Annotated in this window: 3 protein-coding genes; 1 reads left to right on the forward strand and 2 read right to left on the reverse strand. The window is 43.4% G+C overall.

Annotated features, from left to right (window positions below; all coding sequences use genetic code 11):
• Together C7B77_RS22305 and C7B77_RS22310 are read right to left on the reverse strand one after the other, a co-directional pair.
• Positions 1-4,043: Ig-like domain-containing protein (locus C7B77_RS22305; RefSeq protein WP_245894313.1), on the reverse strand; the 4,043-nt coding region annotated here is incomplete at its 3' end.
• A gap of 167 nt (positions 4,044-4,210) precedes the next feature.
• The gene (locus C7B77_RS22310) at positions 4,211-4,987 is read right to left on the reverse strand and encodes a hypothetical protein (RefSeq protein WP_106310055.1); all 777 of its coding nucleotides are present in this window, start codon (positions 4,985-4,987) and stop codon (positions 4,211-4,213) included.
• A gap of 530 nt (positions 4,988-5,517) precedes the next feature.
• Here C7B77_RS22310 and C7B77_RS22315 point away from each other — a divergent pair.
• The coding region (locus tag C7B77_RS22315; RefSeq protein WP_146138455.1) for a ParA family protein at positions 5,518-5,728 on the forward strand (211 nt) is incomplete at its 3' end.

Here is a 5,728-nt window from a genome sequence, read left to right on the forward strand (position 1 = left end):
GGAGAGTTGGGGAGTAAAGTTACATCATTAAGGGTGACGTTGGTGGTAGTGTCGGTATCGTTGTTGAGCAGGCGGAAGACGAGATTGGCGGAGCCTGGGGTGACTCCGGTTAAATTAAGGGTGACTATTCCGGTTGCCGAATCATAGCTGGCATCATCACCAGTGACGACACTTTCACCTTCAGTCCAATTAAAGAAGGCATCTCTCCCAGCCTGGAAGGGGGTGACTAGAGATTTACCACCAGCGTCTACTAAAACGACTTCTAAGGCATCATTAATCCCCTTGAGATCCGTTCCATCAAATTGAAGCGGATCGAGTTTGAAGCTCAATTTACCCCCAGTAGCAGGGATGGTAATGGGGATGCTTAACTGTTTATTGAAACTGGTGCCTTCAAGTAGAGTGGTTGCGGCAGATTCATTGACATCGGTTATCCTAACGGTTAATTCCTGCTCCCACGTCAAGCCACCTGCATCAGCCGTTTGTACTCGCAGGTAATAGACAAATTGAGTCTCAAAGTCAGGGCTGATATTCAATCGCAATTCGTTACCCGCGATCGTAAATTTAGGATTGTCGCCACTACCATTCCCAGTTACCAGCGAGTAGGTATGGCTATCCCCTAGATCGGGATCTGTGGTAGTAAACTTACCGATTAATGTCCCAGTAGCGGAATTTTCAGCCACACTATTGGCATCTAGTACGAGTAATGTGGGAGCTTCATTAATATTAGTAATATTTACCGTCAAAACTTTCTCGACACTCAAGCCACCTGCATCGGTGGTTTTAACTCGCAAGCTATAATTGGATTGAGTTTCAAAGTTGGGCGTAACTTGAAATTGCAGTTGACTATTAACAATCCTAAAGGCACTATTATCGGTATCGCCAGCACCAGTAACTAAGCTAAAAGTTTGAATATCGTTAGCATCGGGATCGAGCGCGCTTAGTTCTCCAACTACCAGATCGCCGAGCGCATTTTCAGTGACAGTAGTATTGGTAATATTTACAGCGAGCGGAGTTTCATTAGCATCGGTAACATTAACCGTCACCTGTCGTTCGTAACTCAAGCCACCAACATCGGTAGTTTTGAGTCGGATCGTATAACTAGGTTGAGCTTCATAATCTGGTGAGTTCTTAATAACTAACTTATCGCCAGCGATCGCAAATTTACTATTATCCCCATCCCCAGTTCCGGCTACCAAGCTATAGGTAAAACTGTCGCCAATATCGGGATCTGTGGAGGTAATCGTACCGACGATCGTATCGCTCGGACTATTTTCAAGAATGACTGTCGGCAATACTACTAAATTATTCGGCGACTCATTGACATCAATTACTGAAATGTCGATCGATTGGAGATAACTATCGCCTTCACTATCTATGGTTTGAACTTGAATTTGATGTTGGGTATTTGCCTCAAAATTCAGCAGGCTACCATTGGCTACTTGAATTTTATCGCCGACTAATTTGAATCTTCCGCCTGCATCATCTATTAATGAATAAGTATAACTATCTACTGGATCGGGATCGATCGTGCTTAATACTCCAATTACGGTATCATCCGCACTATTTTCTAATACCTGCGGTGTCGCTAAATTAACTGCCGTCGGGGGTGAGGTACGATAGATCGATCGGGTATAATTATTCTGATTGCCAGCCAGATCCGTTACGGTAACGGTAAATGAGTTATTACCCGCACCGAGCGCGACATTCTCAAAACTATAAATTCCTAAACTATCAGCCGTGACGGGGGTAGGATTCCCACTTAAAAATACCTTGGCATTTGCTTCTGTTTGCCCCGTCAGAGTCACTAAAGGCGATTTAGTTCGATAATCTCCAACTACCCCTGTATCGCTGGTAGCAGCCAAATTTACGGTAGGTACGGGCGTGGTAGTATCGAGAGTAAATGTGTAGGGATAAACGCTCGATTGATTGTTATATTTATCTGTAGCAATTAGATTTAAAGTCCGAACACCATCAGGAATCGTTCCCCCATAAATCTGCTCTAACTGGACTTTAGTAAAACTGAAACTCCCAGTGTCGAGAGTAGACAGAATATCGGTATAGCTGGCAAGCGGTCGATCGTCAAATCCTGCCTTAAATTCAACGATCTGATTGGCATCGGTAACGGTACCGCTAATCCGCTCGTCGTTAGTAATCCGATCGCTAATACTCATCCCACTATCATTGACTAATTTAGCAACGATTACTGGCGGATTGCCTTCACTATATTCGGCAATATTGGCATATGTAAAATTCAGCGCACCATTGAAAGTAATATTCTGCTTGCTACTTACCGTACCGTAGATCTCGGCACTACCATTAGCAATAAAGTCGCCTTGAGCTAGAAAACTGCCGCGTGTAGATTGCGAACCATTAAAAGTAATTCCTCCGGCACTAATTACCCACAGGTTATCGCTAGCTGCAATTCCTTTAGTCGCACCATTGAAGGTAATATTGCCAGTACCATTAGCGAGTAAGCTCTTACCCCCAAATCTAGCATTACTATTTTCGGCGATCGTTCCCGATGCTAATACTAACAGATTATCGGTCTGTGCTTTATTCAGGTTAATATTGCCATTATTCGTAACTAAAGTAACGTTGTTGAGATCGCTCTTCCCATTAAAATTCAGATCGCCATTATCGACGATGATTACATAGTTACTCAGAATAATATTATCGGGAATATTTAAGCCGCCACCTGTCACTCGAACGACTGTCGGTCGATTGCTAGTTCCTGCTGCTGGAAATTTTTGTCCCCATTCTGTCAGATTATTAATCGGGTTGGTACCGATATTAAAAGTAGTTGTCGGCGTACCATTGGGAATCTTGCGATTTAATTCTTGTTGTTTGAGATCGGCAAATAAAGGAACATTAACTGTCTCTGTCGAGACAATTTGGGGTGGATTCAATCCGGCATATTTATTACCTGCACTTCCACTGACACTAGCCTGTAAATATCCAGCGGCTACTGTAATCGCTTTATCGACTAAAACTAATTTACCTTGACTATCTTCAACTGGATTGCCACTGGCATCGTACCTAACGGGTAGAACGCTATTGCCTTTTAATGAAAAGCCCGTACCACCATAAACGAGTGCGTCATCGCTTAAATCTAAGGGATTGCCGTCGAGATCCGAGTTACCATTGAAGCTAACTAGTTTCTCGGCTTTGATGGCGTAGGCAGTGGTAACCGATTGCTCGATCGAGATCGGGTTATTGCTGAGAATAATCGTTGCGCCGTCATTTTCATTAATGAGGGTAACGTATGCTGAATCGGCAATATTTACACCGCGTACTAATTTAGCGAAGATCTCGCCCTCGTCTCCAACAGCATCGCTCCCAGGATGAATTTTAGTATCTAAATAGTGGCCGATTTCTTCAATGATGACGGGCACTATCTCGTCTGAATTACCTCGCTCGATCAGGTTGCTGGATAAGTAAATCTTGTTGTTTGCGGCGTCAAATCCGCCGTCTGCCTTACCTAAAATCTGTGAGGGGACGATTTCGATGTCGGGAAGTTTATTCCCCTCTACTTGCCAATCTCGAACGATTCGATCGATTGTTTCCCGATCTAGATCTTGCCCGAAAGCAATTTTAAACTGCTCGAACCGATCTGGACGATTTAAGAAGTCTTGAATTTGACTGACGGCTACAGCTTTGCCTCGAACTATCCAATCTGAAGCTTTGGCGGCGGCTAGCTGTACGGCTGGCAGTGGTTGAATGGGAAATAGAGTATCCAGTGAAGCTGCGTCGAGAGCGAGCGATTGGGTGCGATTATTACCACTCATAACCCAGGCATTTTCAACCCCCGTACCAAAAGGATCGATTGGGGTACTGCCAAACGAGCGTTCGGTATTAAAGGTAGTACCCGCAACAATTGGCGTGACATAGCCAACTAGCAGGGGATCTACGGGTGCGTAGAGTTGAGTTTGGACGTTCGATGCCACACCAGGCAAAATCGATATCGATGCCAACAGGGGATGCAGATTGGGATCTACTCCCAGATTGAAGAGGCTGTTGGTATCGATTCTTGGTGTAGTATCCATAATGTCCTAATTCGCTCGATTTAGATCTAAAAAATTGGTGATGGTAAGATCGAATTTAAGTCGCTAGTTTTGCAGTTAAAGCAGATTCAGGCGATCGCTACAATTTACTGGTAAGATTAGGGCTAATCTCACCAGTATTCAGAGCAACTAAAATCCTCGCTCTCTAACTAGGAGAAGGAGAGAGTTGGATAAAGATTTGGGGCGTAGGAAATTTCGACTGGCTCTAAGTTTTCCTCATCATTAGCGACGACAGTCGGCACGGATAAGGTGGGAGTTTCTAAGCTCAGAAAGCGATCGGTAATTAGTTCGCAATAAGCAGACAAATCTGTCTGCCAGTTAGTTAAAACTTGACTGACAGCCGCTACAGTTTCACCTAATTCCGAACTAGCTAAGTTATAGCTAAAGTTACCGCTAAATAAAATCACTGGCGTAATTTCTGCTCGATCGAATTGCATTCCTGCCGCCGCAATATCGAGATTTAACTGTCGATTTGGTAGATTGTAAGCCAGACGCAGAGCGGCTTGGACGGGAGTAGTGCCATAATTTTGCCAACTGCCTGAAGCGAGGAGTTGGTGGTTGATATATTGAGTGGCACTCTGAATACTCGCTTGAGGACTATAACTGCGAATATTGATGCCGACTGCTGAATATTTAGCTAATTTAAAAATCTCGGTATAGTTGTGAGCCACTCGTGCGACTGTCACACTATCGATTGCCCGCTCGCCAATCGGTTCGCCAAACATAATTCGATTGGGTTCGGCGGTAATGCTAACCCCATTAGCGAACGATAGTTGGGAGACATGCTCTTGATGAATTGGTTCTCTGGCTAGTTGCCAATCTGCGGGAATAATCCCACTCAGTTTGAGAAAGTCGGCTGTAACTAAGTTAGGGTTTGGCTGTTGCATGGCAACGACAATTCCTAACTCCTGTAAAATTAAACTCATACAGCCAAGTTGGTTGGTTTATGTCGATTTCAATCCTATGGCTAAATATATTACTTGTCTTCAGTATAAAAGCTTACATTTTAACATTTTATACTTTATGTTTAGTACGTATTTACACGAGTATTAGCTCCATAATGGCGGAATATCGCTCTAATTTCATAAAGCTACAGATGAAATTTGACACCAAATCTCTACGCTAAATTGCTTGTTTTAGCTAAAAATCTAAGTACCGAGCGTAATATTTTGTTACAGAAACCAAATGCGGCTCGCTATGCGGCTCGCTGCTGAAAATAAGTCCACGCTCGATCCTCTAATCTAATAATCTAACCAATGGCTTGGCCGAGCCGATCGGCAGTCAACATTAGTCAACATTATTACTCTAAAGGTATTAAACCTTTAGAGCTTTATAATATTAATGTTTTAAATGTTAATGGCATAAAGCCTTTAGATATAATATCTATATATGATTAACTGTTTAACGTTTAAAGTGTTCTATGCTCTAAAGGTTTAAGCTATCTACCGTTGACAACATGCTCAAAATAGCCGTTTTTAATTTCAAGGGCGGGACGGGGAAAAGTACTAGTGCCCTGAATTTGGGCGCAGTTCTCGCCCAGTTTGGGATCGAAACTCTGGCGATCGATCTCGACGGACAGCGCACTCTATCTGTAGCGACCCGCAATTATAAATCATCAAACCCGCAATCATCGCAAAATCGAACCCAGATTAACTGCAACTATCCGA

The organism is Chamaesiphon polymorphus CCALA 037, from assembly GCF_003003845.1.
Taxonomy (GTDB): Bacteria; Cyanobacteriota; Cyanobacteriia; order Cyanobacteriales; family Chamaesiphonaceae; genus Chamaesiphon; species Chamaesiphon polymorphus.

What these genes read in the sequence shown, in the direction of transcription:
- C7B77_RS22310 (WP_106310055.1), bottom strand. Translation starts at nt 4,987, where the DNA reads ATGAGTTTAATTTTACAGGAGTTAGGAATTGTCGTTGCCATGCAACAG.